An 18,602-nucleotide genomic window follows, 5' to 3' on the forward strand; every position below is an offset into this window, starting at 1 on the left:
CACATTTTAGCCTTGTTCGAATACCTATGGCAGTATTAGTATTGGGTCACACCTAGGGGGGCAAATAATGAATATGAGTTTAGTCAGAATTGCGTTAATGTCGATGATGGTCGGCCTTAGTGGAATTGGTTTCTGCTTAGCTCAAGTTAACCCTCCTGCGGGTTCAGAAGGCGATATAGAACTAGAAAACGTAAAAGCCCCACCTAGAAATATTCAGGATATTTTGCAGGTGCTTGATACTAGTAAGCAAGACTTCGCTGCTCAAGATGAAGCAAAAAAAATTCTGGCATCTCCTAAACCAGAATCAAATGATCCCAAAATATTAAATAATTTTTACTATAAACAAGCTAAGGCATTTGAAAGATTTGGCAACTATAGAGCTGCCGTTGCTATTTATGAAAAAATAATCACTGAATATCCTCTCACTGGAGGAGCTGGCGCTGACGAGCTTACTTATTATTCATTGGCTGAAATGAGAAATGGCAATCCTCTTAAAGCAATTGACTTAATGCAGCGAGCATATGCAATAAATTTTTCGATCGGCAATCAAAGGGGTTTTATACCCAATAATCGCATTTTAATTCAATATTTTCTTACTATTGGCAACTTAGAAGCTGCAAAAAAGACTATGGGCTTGCTTGAAACCCAGTTAGAACAACTATTAGCTAATCCTAAAGTACGTTTTGTTGACAAAGTGCGCTTAGAGGGTCAGGTTGAGACTGTTAGGGGGTCAATTTTTCTTAGAGAGGGGCGACCAATTGATGCGGAAAGGAGATTCCGTAAGGCCATTAAATTAACACTGGATACTATAGCTAGTTATGAGGGTGTCACTAACGAGCTTAACTCCTCCGAACGAAATGCTGAAAGTACTAGAGTAATCGATGCCAAAAGCAGACTAGCTGAACTTCAGAATAACCTAGCAATGGCATTTTTAAATCAACATAAATTTGTTGATGCTGAAATAATGGCTAGAGAGAGTATTAACACCGTCATAAGCTCCTTTGGAGTGGTAGCTCCTGAAATTACTTCAGGTTTAACCACGTTAGCAAATATTCTTTTGGCTCAGGGGAGGGCTGATGAGGCTCGCATTTTAGCCCTTGAGTCTTTAAGAATATTAACTTTAGGTAATTCTGATGACTTGTCGACTCGGATGATAAGGCAGAAAAATTTTCTCGGCCAAGTTCTTGCCGCTGAGGGCAAATATGCTGAAGCAGATAAAGTTTATTCAAATTTATTAAGCAATTTACAGAGAGACCCTGAATTATTGATTAAGTTTCAACCAAGAAATTTAAGCTGGGTACTAGCCATGCTTAAAACCAATAAAGCAGCCCAAGCCACCCAAATGACCGATGGGCTTCTCAAGCAGGCAGTAGGCCGCATGGATAAAAACTCTCCTAGTCTAGCAATGACCCGCGCTTTTCATGCCTCAGCATTACAAGCTGATGGTAAAAGTAGTTCCGCAGCTACCGAATTTAAACAAGCAATCCCCATTTTAGTTAATCAAGCCCAAAATGATGCCGAGAACTCAACCGGTAGCTTTACTCAGACCCAGCGCCTTAATTTTGTGTTGAGTAATTACTTGGCACTCCTTGCCCAAAGCGCTAAAACAAGCCCCTCTCAAGCAGGTGATGCTGCTGCCGAAGCTTTCCAAATCGCTGATGTGGCACGCGGTAGTGGGGTACAACGCGCCTTAACCGAGAGTGCCGCGCGCGCTTCAATTAAAGACCCCCAACTCGCTACTCTCGCACGTCAAGAGCAAGATTTACAGCGGCGGATTAATACCTTATCTGATTTGTTAACAGGCCTCTTATCTGCCCCCGCTAATCAACAACTCCCTGGTGTACAAGCCAAACTTAAAACCGATATTGATACCTTTAAAGCCCAGCGTGACCCGATTAAAAAAGAGATTGAGAAGAAGTTTCCTGAGTACGCCGAGTTAGTTGATCCTAAGCCGGCGACGGTTGAGCGCACGCAGAAGTTACTTAAGCCCGATGAAGTGCTAGTCTCTTGGTACTTTGCTGATACGGTAGGTTATGTCTGGGCGATTAGTAAAGATGCTCCGGTACAGTTTGTGCAATTGCCTATTGGTAGAGTACAAATCGCAAAAGAAGTGGCGCAACTGCGTAAAGCCTTAGATCCTGGGGTCTCTTCGGTTGAAGAGATTCCGCCTTTTGATGTGGTGCTCGCTAATCAACTCTATCAACAGATACTCGCGCCCGTAGAGTCGGCTCTGAAGGGTAAAAAGGTCTTGATTGTGGTACCCCACGCCGAACTAGGCCAATTGCCTTTATCGGTCTTAGTTACTAAAGCCACGACCCAACCCACTAAAGCGGGAACTCCTTTTGCAGGATACAAGACTGTGCCTTTTTTAACCAAAGACATTGCCATTGCCCAGATTCCCTCAGTTACTGCACTCACAGCCCTAAGAAGTCTGCCTGAGGGCGATCCCAACCGCAAGAGCTTTGTCGGTTTTGGTGACCCGTACTTTAGCGCTACCCAAGAAAAACAAGCCGATAAAGCTAAAGGGACTCAGTTAGCTACTAGAGGCATTCCCTTGGCTTTGCGCAGCGCTCCTAAAACTGCGGGAGTCAGTTCTGCTGAACTAGCTCTACTGCCAAGACTACCGGATACGAGCCTTGAGATTGAGGATATTGCCAAAGTGGTAGGAGCTGGGCCAGACGATATCTTTTTACATAAGCAGGCCAGTGTGAAGCAAGTCATGTCAATGGATCTGTCTAACCGTAAGGTGGTGATGTTCTCTACCCACGGTTTAGTTCCGGGAGAGCTTAATGGTTTAACCCAACCAGCGCTCGCTTTATCGTCACCCGATGTCACGGGAGATAAGGATGATGGACTACTTACCATGGATAAAGTCATTGGTTTAAAACTGAATGCCGATTGGGTAGTTCTATCGGCTTGTAATACGGCCGCTGGCGAAGGCGCTGCCTCAGAAGCAGTCTCTGGTCTTGGTAGAGCCTTCTTCTTCGCAGGAACCAAAGCACTCTTAGTCTCAAACTGGCCAGTAGACTCCGTCGCATCAAGACAACTGATGACTGATCTTTTTAAGCGTCAACAAGACAATAAGACCTTAGCCAAACCCGAAGCCCTAAGACAAGCAATGCTCGCGCAAATCGATCAGGGAGGAGTGAAAGAGGGCAGTACGGTGAAATACAGTTATGCCCACCCACTCTTTTGGGCACCATTTATGGTGGTGGGGGATTGATTCAAGCCTTGTTAGAATCTAGGGATGACCGCATTAGCATTAGCCCGTTCGTGGCGCCCTAAAACCTTCACCCAATTGGTAGGGCAAGACCACGTGGTCAAAGCCTTGACACATGCTCTAGATCAGGGGCGCCTGCACCACGCTTGGTTATTTACGGGTACACGCGGTGTGGGAAAAACCACCATTGCCCGTATTTTGGCCAAAGCCTTAAATTGCACTGGCGCTGATGGTAAAGGTCAGATGACTTCAGAGCCCTGTGGTAAGTGCCCCGCCTGCGTTGAAATTGATGAAGGCCGTTTTGTCGATTACATTGAAATGGACGCCGCTAGTAATCGCGGGGTCGATGATATGGCTGCTTTGCTTGAAAAAGCCGCCTATGCACCAAGTAGCGCACGCTTTAAGGTCTACATGATTGACGAGGTACATATGTTAAGTACCCAAGCGTTTAATTCGATGTTGAAAATGCTCGAAGAGCCGCCTCCTCATGTGAAGTTTATTTTGGCAACGACCGATCCGCAAAAAATTCCAGTAACAATTTTGTCGCGTTGCCTACAATTTAATTTAAAGCAAATGCCGGTTGCGCTGATCATCGAGCATCTGGAAAAAGTATTAGCCGCTGAAAAAGTGAGTTATGAGCCTGTAGCCTTACGGGTACTTGCCAAGGCTGCGCAGGGCTCGATGCGCGATGCGCTTTCACTGACTGATCAAGCCATTGCGTATGCTGCTGGCGCTGTAAACGAAACTGCAGTTCGCGGCATGTTGGGTACCCTAGATGATGCTTATCTCATTAGCATGTTAGATGCCCTGGCAACACATGATGGGGCGAGCTTATTGGCTATTGCGGAGGAAATGGGCGTGCGTAGCATGTCGTTTTCCTTAGCTTTGCAGGATTTATCGAGCCTCATTCAAAAAATTGCCGCTGCACAAGTTGTACCCGAATCGGTATTAGATGATTGGCCCGAGGCAGGTGAAATTCGGCGCTTGGTGTCGGTATTCACCCGTGAAGAAATTCAATTGTTTTATCAGATTGCAATTACCAGTAGGGCTGATATTTCCTTGGCACCTGATGAGCAGACTGGCTTTGCTATGGCCTTGTTGCGGATGCTGGCGTTTCGTCCAGCGGGATCAGGCGATTTATCGCCAAAGGCACCACCCGCCAGTAAGCCGGTAGCCTCATCGGCACCCCTCGCTACGCCTTCGGCAGTTGTAAGCAAAGCGTTACCGCCAGCGGGGCGTCCCAATTGGCACGATTTAATGCGTCAGTTACCGCTGCGTGGTTTAGTGCAGCAAATGGCTTTTCAAACTGATTTACAAGATTGGACTGACTCAGCTCAGGGAATTAAAATCACTGCGTTAAGCAGCTTGCCCCAATTAGCCACGGATGATTGTGTGGAGCGCCTGCGCGAAGTGCTTGCTGCCCATTTTGGCAAACCGGTACGACTTCAAGTAGTTGGGGGTGCGGTTGTTCAGTCGGTGGCTAAAATTGATGCGCAAGTTCATCAAGAACGCCGTTTAAATGCCGAAGAGCAAATTGCTACAGACCCCTTGATTAAAGAGCTCGAAAAGCAATTCGGCGCAAAGGTTGTAAGTGGTTCAGTACGGCCGCTGTAACTGCAGTTGCTGTGATTGAATAGATTGGCAAATACGTAATACGGAATTGAGTAAAAAGATGAGGGACGCAAAATGATGAAGGGTCAATTGGCAGGCTTGATGAAGCAAGCTCAGCAAATGCAAGAAAATATGAAGCGTGCGCAAGAAGAGTTAAGTGCGCTTGAAATTACAGGGCAAGCTGCGAGTGGCTTAGTAAAAATTACCATTACGGGTAAATATGAAACCAAGCGCGTGCAAATTGATGCTGGCGCGATGGAAGACCGCGAAATGCTCGAAGACTTAATTGTGACAGCTTATGCCGATGCCTTTAAGCAAGCCGAGGCAGCAAATTCAAAGCTGATGTCGGGTGCGACAGCAGGTATGCCGATGCCACCTGGATTTAAGCTTCCGTTTTAATGACGCGAAATTCAACGAAGCCGAACGGTAAGTACGATTTGCCGCAAGATGCTTTACAGCGCTTAATTGATGCCTTAAGAGTGCTGCCTGGGGTAGGACCTAAGTCGGCACAACGCATGGCTTTTTATTTATTACAACACGATCGTACAGGTGCGGCGTTGTTGGCTCAAGCGCTTGGTGAGGCGGTGGAGAAAGTAGGGCATTGCAAACGCTGTAATACTTTTTCGGAAACTGAAATATGTGTTACCTGTAGTGATTTGCGGCGTGATCCCAGTTTGTTATGCATTGTCGAAACCCCTGCCGACCAAGTGATGGTCGAGCAGACCCTGAGTTTTAAGGGCAATTATTTTGTTTTGATGGGGCGTATTTCTCCGCTAGATGGTATGGGGCCAAGCGAAATTCACTTTGATCGCTTACTTGCTCGCATTGAGAATCCCGATACTGAAGTGCCAGTGCGAGAGGTTGTTTTAGCAACCAATTTCACTAGCGAAGGCGAGGCCACCGCCCACTATATTGGCGAGGTTTTAAAACTCAAAGGCATCAAAGTAACCCGAATCGCCCGTGGTATACCGGTGGGCGGGGAGCTAGAGTATGTCGATGCAGGCACCTTGGCACGAGCCATGCTCGATCGTCGAACCTTGGGTTAAGCTATTTTTTGCTTATAAATCATAGGGATAGTACATCGAATTTTTACTAAAAATAGGGCTTTGTCACCTATAATTCGGGGGGTAAACCCGAATTTAATAATATATCTCGATTGAATTGAACTTATTTAACCAACCCTGCAGTCACTTGTTGAAGCAATTACCTCGGCGCACCCTGAGCGTGGTCTGCTTTACTTTGTTGACGCTCGGCTATGGCTACGGTGCATTTGCTCAATCTGTACCGGCAACGGTGACGGTAGAGCCTACCAATAAGTTTGATGCTTTTAATCGTGCCGCCCCGAGCAATAAAGTTGAGTCATTTTTACCGCCACCAGAACTGAATTCTACCGAGCTACCCTTACCTAAAATTCTCAATCAATCGGTGAACAATGCGCGTAGCAGTTGGGATTTGCGGCAGCTCTGGAATGAGTTAAGAGCGAATAACCCGCAATTGATTGCCGCCCGTGAAGCCTATTTTGCTGCCAAGGCGACCGTGCCGCAAATTAATGCGCCTGCCAACCCCACAGTTGGGCTAGTCGTTTCTGGTATGCCTGGGTCAGGCTCGCCACTCGCCTTTGGTACTGCGGGAACTAGCCCACAAAGTCAGAATGCGTTTTCTTTCCAGCAGCCTTTTCAGTTTCCAGGTAAGCGCAGTTTGGCTGCCGATATTGCCGATACCTCTGCCGAGGCCTTACAAGCGCGCAATGAAAATCTTTATTTACAGTATGGCGCACAATTAGCTAGTCTTTACTACAGTACGCTCGCCTCGCAACGACAATTAAAAGTGCTGAGTGAAACTGTAGTGCGTACTGAGCTGATTAAAAATATTGCGAAAGCACGTTATGCGAATTACTCTGCTGCTTATGTGGAGTTCTTGAATGCGCAAGTTTCACAAAGCGCTGCTGAATCGGATCGCTTTACTTTAGAGCGACAACTCGCAGTTGCTTATAAAAATATTAATGTATTAATCGGGCGTGATCCCCGTGAAAAATTAGTATTGCGTGGCGATCCAGGTGCAGCAGTGCGCAAGGTACCCACTCTGGTCGAGTTAGAAAGCTATGCTGAATCGAGCCATCCCTTGTTGAAAAGCTCGCTGTTGCAAGTCGATGCCGCTAAAAAAGGCGTTACTTACGCAAAGAAAGCGTATTTGCCCGATTTTCAGATTATTGGCACGAACTTTATGAACCGTAGCCCATTTGCGGCGAATAATAGTGCTTCGTATTACCAAATTGAGTTCGATATTGTCATTCCCTTGTACTTCTTTATGAAGGAGCGGTACGGAGTAGAGCAGGCAGTACGAAACCAAGCGGCCATTGAGGCCAGTAATACCTCAATGCACCAAGAGATTATTTTGGGCGTGGGGAGTTCTTATGCTTCTTATGAGCAAATTAAAAAATTGTATGAATTTCTACGTGACCGTCAGCTGCCGGTGGCCGAAGCCGCATATAAGGTTTCACTGATACAGTATGCTAATAATGGTCAAGGGTTTAACGATTTAATGACTGCACAAATTCAATTACGCTCGATTGAAATACAACTAGCGCTTGCAGAAAGTAATTTAATGCAAGCTCAGGCTACTTTATTTGCTGCGGCAGGTAAAGACCCAATTGAATAGGTATTACGAATGTTAAAAAAACTGACCATCTATCTTGAAAAAACTCTTGCTCTGATCAAGCCACTTAGCGCGAGCGTAATGAGTCGTCTGCGTGCTTTCAAAGACCAAGTTTTTGCCATGTATTGGGATTTAACGCCTGATAATCGCCAGCGGGTGCGTTTAGTGGCCTTTGCTTTTGCTATTTTGGCCTTGGGCTTTTTGGTCGGACGCATTACCAATGTGAATCGAGTAGTGGGGCTTGAAAAAGCAGAGAAAGTGGAGCTGAAGGTTGAAAAAAGTGGGGCGATTGAGATAAAACTTCCTGACCTCAAGTTAAACCCAGCTATCTATCAATTCCAAGTTGTACAAAAGGCTCAAGTATCGGAAGACATTAAGGTGCCTGGACGGCTAGCATTTAATGCCGAGAAATCGAAAGTGCTTTCTGCCCGCATACCTGGTAGGGTTGAGCGAATTTATGCCTTTGAGGGCGCACTCGTGCAAGCAGGTTCGCCTATTGTTGAGCTTTATAGCCCTGAGTTTCTTTCGGCTCAGCAAGAGTTTTTATTGGCGACCAAAACAACTCAAGTATTAAGTGGCAAGCAATCCTTAAGTGATGTTCTGGGTGATGCCCAAATTACGGTTCAAGCTGCTAGTAATCGCTTGCGCAATTTAGGCGCCTCTGATCAAGATATTCAGAATTTAGAGAAAACCGAAAAAGGTCAGCCGAATTTAATTATGCGTTCACCTTTGCAGGGAGTAGTGGTAAAGCGCAATGTCGATCCAGGGGCCTTTGTGAATTCAGGCGATGTTATTGCAACCTTGGCCGACCCTAAGCAGCTCTGGTTTTTAGGGAATGTATTTGAGCAAGATATGCGTTTAATTAGCCGCGGGCAAAAATTAGTTCTTCGTACCGAGGCTTACCCCGATAAAGAATTTATTGCTTATGCAAACTATATAGCGCCCACAATTGACCCAGTCACGCGCGCGCTTTTAATTCGTTGCGATGTAGATAACTCGGCGGGCTTGCTGCGACCAGACATGTATGTTTCAGCGAAACTAACTACGGGCATGGCTGAGGCTTATGTGTTACCCCAAACTGCCATTATTCGGGTGCGTGAAAGTAAGTATGTGATTATGCGTATCGCTAGCGATACCTATAGACGGGTACCCGTGAAGGGCTATGACATCGATAGTAAAACATATGCAGTTACCGAGGGTTTAATGCCTAATGCTAATGTATTAACCGATGGTGCTGTGCTGCTGAACGATCGTTTTGCTAGGCAAGAGGACTAAGTGAGCCTGTTTTCTTCCTTTATGGGAGGCGTGCTTGAAAAGCGCGTGATCGTTATTGTGGCTTCAATTGGTTTATTGGGCTTAGGTATGTTTAGCCTGAGTCAATTACCAATTCAGCCCTACCCTGGAGTGGCGCCATTAACCATTCAGGCAATTTCTCAATGGCCTGGGCGAAGTACCTCCGAAGTTGAGCAGCAAGTCACTATTCCGGTTGAGAATGCCCTTGCGGGTATTCCAGGCGTACAGGCTTTTCGTTCGGTTTCCTTATTCGGCTTATCGGTTGTTACCTTAAAGTTTACCGATACAACTGATCCTTTTAAAGCGCGTCAAACGTTTATTGTTAATCTTGGTAACGTAACTTTTCCCGCTGGCGTTTCATCGAGCATTAGCCCCGACTCAGATGCGACGGGTGAAATTATGCGTTACCACGTGCAATCCGATTTTGCTTCACCAACTCGCTTAAAAACCTTACAAAATTACGAGATTTATAAAGAGCTGAAACAAACCCCTGGGGTAGCTGATGTTTCATCTTTTGGCGGTAAGGTGCGGCAATATCAAGTGATTATTACACCTGAGAGTCTGCAATCAAAAGGGGTAACCGTGTCGCAAATTATTGCTGCCCTTAGTAACGCCAATAGCAATGCAGGCGGCGGTTTATTGCCAGCGGGGGAGCAGCAGTTTGTGGTGAGGGGTGTTGGCCTGTTTAAAAATATAGGAGACATTAAACAGGTTGTGGTTGCCGTAAACCAAGGCGTACCTATTCGGATTGGTGATGTAGCGACAGTGGAGATTGGTTTTGCGCCACGTTTAGGTATGTTTCAATACGGAGAGAACGCCGATGCCGTTGAAGGCATTGTATTTTTGCGCCGGGGTGAAAATGCTACTGAGGTGTTGGCTCGGGTACGCGACAAAATCAAAAATATCAATTCACATATTTTGCCACCCGGCATTCAAGTAATACCATTTTATGATCGGCAGGCGTTGCTAGATATTACGATTGGTACGGTTAAGCACACTTTATTTTTTGGGATCTCTTTAGTACTGGCGGTTCTATTTTTATTTTTAGGAAATTTGCGCGCTGCCGCGGTCGTGGCGGCTGTTATCCCTTTAGCGCTATGTGTCTCGTTTATCCAGATGCATATTTGGAGTGTGCCAGCCAACTTAATTTCTTTGGGTGCAATCGACTTCGGGGTGATTGTTGACTCAGCAGTCATTTTGACGGAAAACGTCATGCGCCATTTAGAGGAGGGGGGTAAGCGCTTAAATCAAAGCATCATCATTGCTACTAGTGAAGTACAACGCGCCATGATTTATTCCACCAGCATCATTATTGTGGCTTATTCCCCCTTATTCTTCATGGGCGGGGTAGAAGGAATTATTTTTAAGCCGATGGCCTTCACCATGGGCTTTGCGCTGATTGCAGCCATGGTTTTAAGCCTGACTTTTTTACCTGCGATGATTTCCCTAATTTTTGGGGAAAACTTACATCACAAGCCACCCCGCTTTATTACGCGTTTGTTAGCTGGGTATAAGCCTTTATTGCGGCGCTGGATGGACCGTCCCCGCACCGTTGTAGCGATTGCAGTGTTTATTTTGGGTTTAACTTTGTTTAGTATGACTAAGCTTGGCACGGCTTTTTTGCCTACCCTAGAAGAAAATAATATTTGGCTACGGGTAACTTTGCCAAATACAGTAGATTTAGGTTATTCAATCAAAATTGCTAATGAATTACGCGGCATCTTTTTGAAGCAAGGTGAAATTGAAAAAGTAGCCGTACAAATTGGTCGTCCAGATGATGGCACTGATTCAACGGGGGTTTTTAACCAGGAATACGGGCTCTATTTAAAAGCCCCAGACAAAATGCCAGCAGGTTCGAGCAAGAAAAAACTGATTGAACATTTAGAAACAGAATTAAATAAAATTCCTGGTATTAATTATAGTTTTTCACAATACATTCAAGATAACGTTAACGAAGCTTTATCTGGTGTTAAGGGTGAAAACTCAGTGAAAATTTATGGCCCTGATTTAGAGGTCTTAGATTTGAAAGCCCGCGAGATTATTGATGAGCTGAAAAAAGTTTCTGGGGTGGCTGATGAAGGTATTTTGAAAGAGTTAGGGCAGCCTACCTTAAACATTCAAATTGATCGCGAGAAAGCATCGCGCTATGGCATTAATGTGAATGATATTCAAACGATCGTGGCTAATGCCATTGGGGGAATGCCAGTTACCAATTTGCTCGAAGATGAAAAAACTTTTGGTATTGCTGTGCGCTTAAATGAAGCAAGTCGTAATGATGTGTTGGATGTCTCGAAACTTTTAGTTGACTCGCCCACGGGCGCAGCAATTCCGCTGTCGATGGTGGCTAAAGTGAGTTTAAGTGATGGCCCTTTCTTTATTTATCGTGAAGCTGGTAAGCGCTATATCGCGATTAAATTTAGCGTGCGTGGACGCGATTTAGGCAGTGCGGTGGAAGATGCACAAGTGCTGGTTCAAAAGAACATCACTTTGCCAGCAAACTATTCGATTAGCTGGGATGGGCAATTTAACCAAATGAAGCAAGCGCAGAAAAAGTTAATGATTATTGTGCCATTAGCTTTGTTAGGTATTTTCCTGTTATTGGTGAGTGCTTTTGGTAACTTCCGCGACGCAGTAATTGTGATGATTAATGTACCCTTTGCGGCAATTGGCGGGGTTCTAGCCTTGCATCTAGCCGGCGAAACTTTAAGTATTTCAGCTTTCTTTGGTTTCTTATCCTTATTTGGTATTGCGATTCAAGATGGAGTGATCTTAATTTCCTTCATTAATAAATCGATGTCGGATGATTTGGCGGCAATGAAAGACACCATGGTTGAAGGCTCATCATTACGGGTACGCCCCGTTTTAATGACAGCGATGCTTTCGGGGCTTGGTTTGTTACCGGCTGCTTTATCGCATTCAATCGGCTCTGAAGCGCAGCGTCCGCTAGCCTTAGTTATTGTTGGTGGCATGGTAACGACGACGATTCTGACTTTATTGGTCCTACCCGTGATTTATAGTTGGTTTAGAGGTCGTTCATTACCCAATGCACCGGTCATTTAGCCTGATTGAATCGACTATCAATTTTACTTTTTAATGCGCTAATTTTAGATTCTCAATATTAATGCCTACCGATACCGATTTACATATTTTAGTTTCCAATGATGATGGTTACTTAGCCCCAGGCTTACTTGCTCTGGTTAATGCTTTGCGTCCACTGGGGCGCATTACTGTGATTGCACCAGAGCAAAATCACAGTGGCGCCTCGAATTCATTAACTTTATCGCGTCCCTTATCGATTCATCGCGTAGCGGGAGGTGAGCGTGATGGTTTCTTATTTATTAACGGCACTCCCACTGACTGTGTGCATATTGCTATGACCGGTTTTTTAGATCAGCGCCCCGATTTAGTTGTTTCGGGTATTAATCAGGGCGAAAATATGGGTGAAGACGTGCTCTATTCAGGCACGGTGGCAGCGGCAATTGAGGGGGTCATGTTTGGCGTGCCAGGAGTGGCATTTTCACAAATCGACCGTGGTTGGGCTCGTATTGATGATGCAGCAGCGATTGCTAAAGATATTGTTACGCATTTATTGGCGAACCCGATTGGCTCTGAAAAAGGGATAGCAACCTTATTGAATGTGAATTTACCGAACCAAAGCTATGCCGATTTACAGCGCTGGCGAGTCACTCGCTTGGGGAACCGTCATCACTCTGAGCCCGTAGTAGTGCAAAAAAATCCTCGTGAAGAACTCATTTATTGGATTGGGGCAGCCGGTGTGGCTAAAGATGCCTCGGCAGGTACTGACTTTAGTGCAATTGCCGATGGCTGTGTTTCACTAACACCGATGCAGCTTGATTTAACTCACCACGCCCGCTTAGCAGCGATGCGTGCCAACGGCTGGGATCGGGGTTGAAGGCGACTTCACGGCATGCTGGTCACCGCCAAGCACTTGCCGATAAAGTTGCCGCTAGTGGGGTAAAGCACCTGAAAACCCTTGAAGCTATTGCTACGGTGCCACGACATGCCTTTATGGATGCGGGTCTACATGCGCAAGCGTATGAAGATTCCGCCATACCCATTGGTCATCAGCAAACCATTTCTAAGCCATCAGTGGTGGCACGCATGATTGAGCTTTTACATAAAAACAAACATCCCCTAGGCAAGGTACTAGAAATTGGCACGGGTTGTGGTTATCAAGCTGCGATCTTGAGTTTGTTAGCTACAGAAGTGTATTCAATTGAACGGATACGACCTTTGCATGATTTAGCTCGGGCGAAGTTACGACCCTTTCGGATTAATAATTTACGCCTCATATACGGCGATGGCATTTTGGGCCTGCCCCAAGCTGCACCCTTTGATGCCATTATTTTGGCAGCCGCAGGGCTCGGTATTCCCGATGCTTTATTAGATCAATTGGCGATTGGCGGGCGCTTAATTGCCCCAGTAGCCCGCAATGCCAATCTGCAGCAGTTATTACTGATTGAACGAGTTAGCTCGCAACGCTATCAAAGAACCGCCTTTGACGAGGTCTTTTTTGTCCCTTTACAATCGGGGGTGATATGAAACGATTGATTGTTAAACCATTATTTTCTGTAGATTTAAAGCGCGCTTTAGCCTCAACTGCACCGCTAGCAATTACTTTGGCAGTGGGTTTGGCTTTAGCTGGCTGTTCTACGCCCCGTACAAAGCCTGCGCCCATTAACGATCGTAATGCGAGCATTTCCTCTGCAATGGCTAATGAACCAACCCCTCCTGGTTATTATCGGGTGAAGCGAGGCGATACCCTGTTGCGCATTTCTTTAGATCATGGTCAATCGTATAAAGATATTGCGCTTTGGAATAATTTAAGCGACCCGAATCAAATTGAAGTGGATCAACTTTTATTAATTAAATCACCTACTGCTAGTAAATCAGCTAGTGCAGCGAGTGCAGCGAGTAAAAAATTACCTGCTGGTGAAAGTGTAGTTGGAGGCACTGGTGCCGCTAAGACTGCTGCTTTAAAACCCGATACTACCAAGACTGAGACCATAAAAACTGACCCCCTGAAGAGTGATGCCAGTAGTTCTCCAGTTGCCGAGCCAGGTATTCGCTTATCTTGGCCAGCGCAAGGTAAGGTAGTAGAAGAATTTAGTGAAGGCAAAAATAAAGGGATAGATATTGCCGGCAAGTTAGGCGAGCCAGTTCAATCGGCTGCAGATGGTAAGGTCGTGTATGCCGGCAATAGTCTGCGAGGTTATGGTAATTTGGTCATTGTGAAGCATGACAATACCTATTTAACGGCCTATGCGTATAACAAGAGCTTGTTAGTGAAAGAGGGCGATAGCGTACGCAAAGGGCAAAAAATTGCTGAAATGGGTGATACGGATACCAATGCAGTGAAGTTGCATTTTGAAGTACGCGTGAATGGTAAGCCGGTTAATCCAATGCAATTTTTACAATAACTAGCTATTTTCATGCGTGTCGGTGCAACCGTTTTGGTCTTTGATATTGAGACTATTCCCGATGTGGCTGGTTTACGCCGTTTAGAAGAATACCCAACTACCATTGCTGATGCCGAGGTAGCACAGTTAGCGATGGCAGCACGAACTGTGAAAACGGGAAGTGATTTTCTACCGCTCTACTTACAACGAATTGTGGCGATTTCATGCGTGATTCGTCGTACCACTAAAGAAGGTTTACCGCAATTTAAAGTGGGATCTTTAGGCGAAGTGGGTGACGATGAGAAAACTTTAATTCAGGCGTTTTACGATTTAATTGAAAAATATACGCCGCAATTAGTTTCATGGAATGGTAGCGGCTTTGATTTGCCGGTTTTGCATTACCGCGCCATGGTTCAGGAAGTGCAAGCCGCACGTTACTGGGAGATGGGCGAAAGCCAAGACAGCGATAGCCGCGACTTTAAATGGAATAACTATATTTCGCGGTATCACTTACGGCATCTTGACATGATGGATATTTTGGCTAAATTTAATCCGCGCGCCAATGCACCGTTAGACAGCTTAGCAAAACTCTGTGGTTTTCCTGGAAAAATGGGCATGGATGGTAGCCAAGTTTGGGGCGCTTATCAAGAGGGTCGCTTACCTGAGATTCGCAGCTATTGCGAAACCGACGTCGTGAACACGTATTTAATGTATTGCCGCTTTCAATTAATGCGAGGCGGTTTTTCTCCCGCAGAATATGCCGAAGAATTACGGTTTGTGCGCGCCTATTTACAAGAGGAATCGAAGCAGCCACACGGCGCAGCTTGGCAGGAATACCTTGCTGGTTTTGCGGATGCCGCTTAAGTGCTTGCGGCATGTCTGAGCTAGTGAGTGAGCCAATTTGGATTGAATCACTTGATTTAGAAGCGCAGGGCATTGCCAGGCTGCCACCCGCACTAGATGCGCCTGCTGGCGAAGCTGGCAAGGTGCTATTTATTCGTGGCGCATTGCCAACCGAATTGGTTAGCTATCAAATTACCCGTGATAAAGCCCGCTTTGCCAAGGCCAAAGTCATCCACATCCTCAAGCCCGCGGTATTTCGGACTCAGCCGCGTTGCGCAGCCTTTGGAATTTGCGGGGGCTGTAGCATGCAGCACCTTGATATGGCTGCACAAATTGCGATGAAGCAAAGAGTCTTAGAGGATGATCTCTGGCATCTTGCCCGTGCTAAACCAGCAGAAATACTTCGCCCCTTAAATGGACCAAATTGGGCTTACCGGCAACGGGCGCGTTTAAGTGTAGTGAATCGCTCGATTAAAAAAGGTACTGCCCTAGTGGGCTTTCATGAATTCAATAGCGGGTATGTGGCCGACATGCTAGCTTGTGAAATATTGCCCCCGCCGGTTTCGGCTTTATTACTTCCTTTGCGGGATTTGGTGAACGCACTCTCGATTCCCGATGAAATTGCGCAATTTGAATTAGCAGTAGGTGAGGGTAATACCACCAATGCATTTCAGCCGGTAACAGTTTTGGTGATGCGCCACATGGTGCCACTGAGTTCTGCTGATCTTGACCTGGTGCGCATCTTTGCCGAGCGACACTCCGTATGGATGTGGTTACAAGCTGGCGGCATCGATACTGCCAAACCATTTCATCCTACTGAGGGTGGCTTAAGTTATCGACTACCCGAATTTGGGCTTGAAATGCCTTTCTTACCCACTGACTTCACCCAAGTGAATCATGCGATGAATCGTGCTTTAGTAGGCCTGGCAATGCGCTTGTTGGCACCACAAGCCCATGAACGAATACTGGACTTATTTTGTGGCATCGGTAATTTCACTTTACCCTTAGCGCGTTTAGCCAAAGCAGTTTTGGGGATTGAGGGTAACAACGCCTTAACTCTGCGAGCGCATAGTAATGCAAAACATAATGGGTTGGCTGATATGGCCCAGTTTCAATTGGCCAATTTATTTACAGCTGATGCAGCGATGGTGCGTTCATGGGGGCCAGCAGACCGCTGGTTAATTGATCCCCCTAGAGAGGGGGCGATGGCCCTGTGCCAAGCCTTAGGAGAGCTACAAAAGAATTGCCTCGCCGGCGATGCTACCGCCTTATCCTTTCTACCCAAACGTATTGTTTACGTCTCTTGCAATCCGAAGACGCTAGCGCGCGATACTGCAATCCTCTTGGGCGAAGCTGGCTACGAGTTGACTAAGGCTGGCATCGTGAATATGTTTCCTCACACTTCACATATTGAATCGATTGCGGTGTTTGAGCGTTTACCCATTGATCATCCTTACTATCCTTAGCTGAACTATTAGCACAATGTAATCCTCAAGCTAAGCGGTCTAAGGAGGATGATGAATGGATTAATGCTCGGCGAATCGGACGTGAGATCATGTGATGAATCGTGGAGATGTAAAGATCTTCAAAAGAGCTATTAGCCGCAAAGGGTATCTTAATTTGGCACCTAGGGATTACCTTATACGACCGAACTTTTTACTTCAATCTATTCCTGTACTATATGTTTGGGGTACTTATTAAAAATAGAGACACTTAAAAATAAAAAAGAGGAAATAGTGAAAAATAAAAACTATAATTTTGCATCTTTTACGCGCCGTCAATTTGTGCAAACAACTGGATTAACTGCCTTGGCAGCTTCTTTTCCAGGCATTTCTTTCGGCCAATCAGCCACCAAAGGATCTCTCGCTAAGTCTTCAAAAGGAATGGTTACTAGCCCACATGAGTTGGCAACTCAAGCAGGATTGAATGTACTTCAATCTGGCGGCAATGCAATTGAAGCTGTGATAGCCATTTCCTCATGTCTTTCTGTCACTTATCCCCATTTTTCTGGATACGGCGGAGATGCTTTTGTAATTATTAGCGATGCTAATGGTAAGGCGCAAACTATTTCTGGTATTGGTCAAGCCCCACAAGATATCAATGGCTATTCGGGAAGTATTCCATTTCGTGGGCCAAAGTCGATGCTTACAAGCGCAGCGTATGTTGATACTTTAGGCAAGGCTTATGAGATTAGTAAAAAAGATCTTAAAGGTCAGAAATCTTGGGCTTCCTTATTGTCACCAGCGATTAAGCTGGCTAAAGATGGTTTTCCAGTCTCAGAGTCAGAAGTTTTTTGGTTAAATTTTCGCCTAAAAGAAATGGGGACACTTCCTGGGGTTGAGAGCGGCTTCTTGATAGATGGTAAGGTGCCCACAGTTGGTCAAATTTTTAAGCAAGCAAAGCTCGCTAAGACAATCGAGATGATTGCAGAGTATGGCCCGCGTGATTTTTATGAGGGGAAGCTAGCTGCTATTTTGGCAAAGGGCTTAAAGGATGTGGGATCCCCAATAACTGCAAAAGATTTAGCATTAACACAAGCTCAAATTGAGCCACCCCTTAGCGTCCAGTATCGAGGTGGAACTTTATTAGCAAATCAGCCGCCGACTCAGGGAATAACAACCTTAGAAATAATGGGTATCTTAGAGCGTTTTGACCTTTCAAAAATTCCAGAAGGGAGCCCTGATTATTATCATCTCTTGGTTGAAGCTGTAAAGCTGGCCTTCATTGATCGAAATAAATTTGTAGCGGATCCTAAGTTTGTAGAAGTACCCAGTGGACGTTTATTATCGTCTGCTTACTTAGATGCGCAAGCCAAAAAAATTAAAATGAATGCTGCAATGCCTTGGCCTTATGTATATAAAACCGGTGACACTGTTTTTCTTGCAGCAGTAGATGCACAGGGCAATTGCGCCTCAATGTTAACCACTATTTATTATGATTGGGGTAGCGGCATGCAGGTTGGGGATACGGGTATGATTTGGCACAACCGTGGCGCATCATTTTCCTTGGATCCAAAATCCTTAAATCGTCTCGAGCCTGGAAAGAGACCATTCCATACTTTAAATCCAGGTATGTACATGAAAAATGGCAAGCCAAATATTCTGTATGGCACTCAAGGTGCTGATGGACAGCCGCAAACTTTAGCTGCTGTGCTTACACGTTTGATTGATTACAAAATGGATCCTTTAACTGCATTAGCTAAACCTCGTTTTTTATTGGGAAAAACTTTCTCTGATACTAGAGATTCCTTAAAGTTGGAACAAGATGCCGGGGATGCAGTTTTTGTAGAATTGGGTAAGCGTGGTCACGAAATGAGTGTAATAACAGCTCAAAGCCCCTTAGCAGGACATCCAGGTGCAATCGTCATTGATCAGCAGGCTAAACAAATAAGTGGTGCACATGATCCAAGAAGTGATGGAAGGGCACTAGGCTTATAGACAAAGTAAACCTAGTTCATTATGAAGATAATAGACGTTAGGGAATTATCAGCGTTTATTAAGATGATAGAAAGAAAAAAGCACCTTGAAAGGTGCTTTTTAGTTGCTAGCGTAAGCAGTCGC

12 protein-coding genes and 1 pseudogene are annotated in these 18,602 nt (G+C 45.4%); all 13 read left to right on the forward strand.

What is annotated here, in order from left to right; genetic code table 11:
• The first annotated feature begins 67 nt into the window (after positions 1 to 67).
• The 13 genes and pseudogenes from LZT21_RS05930 (at position 68) to ggt (ending at position 18,479) form a co-directional block, all read left to right on the forward strand.
• Positions 68 to 3,223: a CHAT domain-containing protein gene (locus tag LZT21_RS05930; protein WP_233989854.1), complete on the forward strand. Its 3,156-nt coding sequence runs from the start codon at positions 68 to 70 to the stop codon at positions 3,221 to 3,223.
• Positions 3,224 to 3,247: 24 nt separating this feature from the next.
• Positions 3,248 to 4,834: a DNA polymerase III subunit gamma/tau gene (gene dnaX / locus LZT21_RS05935; protein WP_233989856.1), complete on the forward strand. Its 1,587-nt coding sequence runs from the start codon at positions 3,248 to 3,250 to the stop codon at positions 4,832 to 4,834.
• 72 nt (positions 4,835 to 4,906) lie between these two features.
• Positions 4,907 to 5,230: a YbaB/EbfC family nucleoid-associated protein gene (locus LZT21_RS05940; RefSeq protein ID WP_233936618.1), complete on the forward strand. Its 324-nt coding sequence runs from the start codon at positions 4,907 to 4,909 to the stop codon at positions 5,228 to 5,230.
• The gene (gene recR, locus LZT21_RS05945) at positions 5,230 to 5,877 is read left to right on the forward strand and encodes a recombination mediator RecR (RefSeq protein WP_233923711.1); all 648 of its coding nucleotides are present in this window, start codon (positions 5,230 to 5,232) and stop codon (positions 5,875 to 5,877) included. Before LZT21_RS05940 ends, recR begins: the two co-directional genes overlap by 1 nt.
• A 148-nt stretch (positions 5,878 to 6,025) precedes the next feature.
• A complete protein-coding gene (locus tag LZT21_RS05950; RefSeq protein WP_233989858.1) occupies positions 6,026 to 7,489 on the forward strand; it encodes a TolC family protein in 1,464 nt (487 codons plus the stop codon).
• Between the two features lie 78 nt (positions 7,490 to 7,567).
• The gene (locus LZT21_RS05955) at positions 7,568 to 8,761 is read left to right on the forward strand and encodes an efflux RND transporter periplasmic adaptor subunit (protein ID WP_233936620.1); all 1,194 of its coding nucleotides are present in this window, start codon (positions 7,568 to 7,570) and stop codon (positions 8,759 to 8,761) included.
• 21 nt (positions 8,762 to 8,782) lie between these two features.
• Positions 8,783 to 11,839: an efflux RND transporter permease subunit gene (locus LZT21_RS05960; protein WP_233990076.1), complete on the forward strand. Its 3,057-nt coding sequence runs from the start codon at positions 8,783 to 8,785 to the stop codon at positions 11,837 to 11,839.
• 61 nt (positions 11,840 to 11,900) lie between these two features.
• Positions 11,901 to 12,692, forward strand: a complete 792-nt coding sequence (gene surE / locus LZT21_RS05965; RefSeq protein WP_233936621.1) for a 5'/3'-nucleotidase SurE — start codon at positions 11,901 to 11,903, stop codon at positions 12,690 to 12,692.
• Positions 12,680 to 13,342, forward strand: a pseudogene (locus tag LZT21_RS05970) (protein-L-isoaspartate(D-aspartate) O-methyltransferase); the annotation flags it as partial. The gene surE and the pseudogene LZT21_RS05970, both read left to right, overlap by 13 nt.
• The gene (locus tag LZT21_RS05975) at positions 13,339 to 14,220 is read left to right on the forward strand and encodes a peptidoglycan DD-metalloendopeptidase family protein (protein WP_233989860.1); all 882 of its coding nucleotides are present in this window, start codon (positions 13,339 to 13,341) and stop codon (positions 14,218 to 14,220) included. The pseudogene LZT21_RS05970 and the gene LZT21_RS05975, both read left to right, overlap by 4 nt.
• A 12-nt stretch (positions 14,221 to 14,232) precedes the next feature.
• Positions 14,233 to 15,063 (forward strand): 3'-5' exonuclease, encoded by an 831-nt coding sequence (locus LZT21_RS05980; protein WP_233989862.1) that lies wholly within the window; start codon positions 14,233 to 14,235, stop codon positions 15,061 to 15,063.
• Between the two features lie 11 nt (positions 15,064 to 15,074).
• Positions 15,075 to 16,508, forward strand: coding sequence for a 23S rRNA (uracil(1939)-C(5))-methyltransferase RlmD (gene rlmD / locus LZT21_RS05985; RefSeq protein WP_233989864.1), 1,434 nt, complete (start codon positions 15,075 to 15,077; stop codon positions 16,506 to 16,508).
• Between the two features lie 417 nt (positions 16,509 to 16,925).
• Positions 16,926 to 18,479, forward strand: a complete 1,554-nt coding sequence (gene ggt / locus LZT21_RS05990; protein WP_233990078.1) for a gamma-glutamyltransferase — start codon at positions 16,926 to 16,928, stop codon at positions 18,477 to 18,479.
• The last annotated feature ends 123 nt before the right edge of the window (positions 18,480 to 18,602 follow it).

The organism is Polynucleobacter sp. IMCC 30228, from assembly GCF_021395205.1.
In the GTDB taxonomy this organism is placed as follows: domain Bacteria; phylum Pseudomonadota; class Gammaproteobacteria; order Burkholderiales; family Burkholderiaceae; genus Polynucleobacter.